The organism is Kitasatospora sp. NPDC091257, from assembly GCF_044757675.1.
Classification (GTDB): Bacteria; Actinomycetota; Actinomycetes; order Streptomycetales; family Streptomycetaceae; genus Kitasatospora; species Kitasatospora lactacystinica.
This window is the reverse complement of record NZ_JBIVVI010001773.1, coordinates 1-1,243: the sequence shown is the minus strand read 5'-3', so window position 1 is coordinate 1,243 and position 1,243 is coordinate 1. Positions and strand designations below refer to the sequence as shown.

Annotated in this window: 1 protein-coding gene and 1 pseudogene; one reads left to right on the top strand and one right to left on the bottom strand. The window is 76.1% G+C overall.

From position 1 onward, the window contains the following. Positions 1–203 (bottom strand): annotated as a pseudogene (locus ACIQOV_RS41930) (transcriptional regulator); the annotation flags it as partial. Positions 204–328: 125 nt separating this feature from the next. Here ACIQOV_RS41930 and ACIQOV_RS41925 point away from each other — a divergent pair. Then, on the top strand, positions 329–1,243 hold a 915-nt coding region (locus ACIQOV_RS41925; RefSeq protein WP_401056463.1), incomplete at its 3' end, for a hypothetical protein.

The window sequence follows — 1,243 nt, the reverse complement described above, 5'->3', positions numbered from 1 at the left end:
CGCCCCTGCTCCAGCCACGTGTACCAGGTCACCCCCACCCCGGCGAGCAGCGCCAGCTCCTCGCGGCGCAGCCCCGGGGTGCGCCGCCGAACCCCGGGCGCCAGCCCGACGTCCTGCGGCGTCAGCCGCGCGCGACGACTGCGCAGAAAGCTCGACAGTGCCGAGCGGCGCTCCCCGGTGTCGTCCACGTCCCTCACGTCCACCCCGTCCACCCCGTCCCCCGTTCTTCCCGGTAGTCCGACTACCAGTATTCCCACGCACTGCTGCGGGCCGGCCGATCGGGAGAGGCTTGACCGCGTCAACGGACCGCACATGCGAGGGAACGCCGATGAGCCACCGTCAGAACCGTACTGCCCGCCGGGCCCTGGCCGCCGTCGCCGCCGCGGCCGCCCTCCTCGGCACGGCCGGGGCGCTGCCCGCCGCGGCCGCCGCCTGCCCGGCACCCGCCGTGATCCAGGGCCGCGCGCCCGGCCTCGTCCCCGAGTCGGGCGACTGGGACGCCGCCCACCACCGCTTCCTGCTCGGCTCGCTGCGGCACGGCACCGTCTCCGCCGTCGGCACCGACGCCGGCGTGCGCACCCTGGTGGACGACCCCGGCACCCTGATCGAGACCGCCGGCCTGCGGATCGACCCGGTCCACCGCCGCGTCCTGGTCACCAACCTCGACAACGGCATCGGCGAGCGCAGCACCCCCGCCACCCTGGGCAAGGTCGCCGGGATCGGCGCCTACGACCTGGACACCGGCCGACGCCTCTTCTACACCGACCTCGCGGCGGTCGCCGCCGACGGCGCCGACCACCTGGCCAACGACATCGCGATCGGCCCCGACGGCACCGCGTACGTCACCGACTCCTTCGCCCCCGTCGTCTACCGGGTCGCCCCGGACGGCAGCGCCGCCGTCCTGCTGCGCGACCCGCGACTGGCCCCCGCCCCCGGCGCGTACGGCCTCAACGGCATCGTCCACCGGGACGGCCGGCTGATCCTCGGCAAGTGGGACGACGGCACCCTGTGGCAGGTCCCGCTGGGGAACCCGGCCGCGCTGCGGCGCGTCGAGGTGGCCGGCGGGCAGGCGCTGCTCCACCTGGACGGCCTGCTCGGCCGCCCGGACGGCTCGATCGCGGGCGTCACCAACGCCTTCTTCGGCGCGGGACGGGACGCCGAGGTCGAGTTGCGCTCCGAGGACCACTGGCGCACCGCCCGCCTCACCGCCGTCCGCAACGACGCCGGCAGCGCCTCGACCATG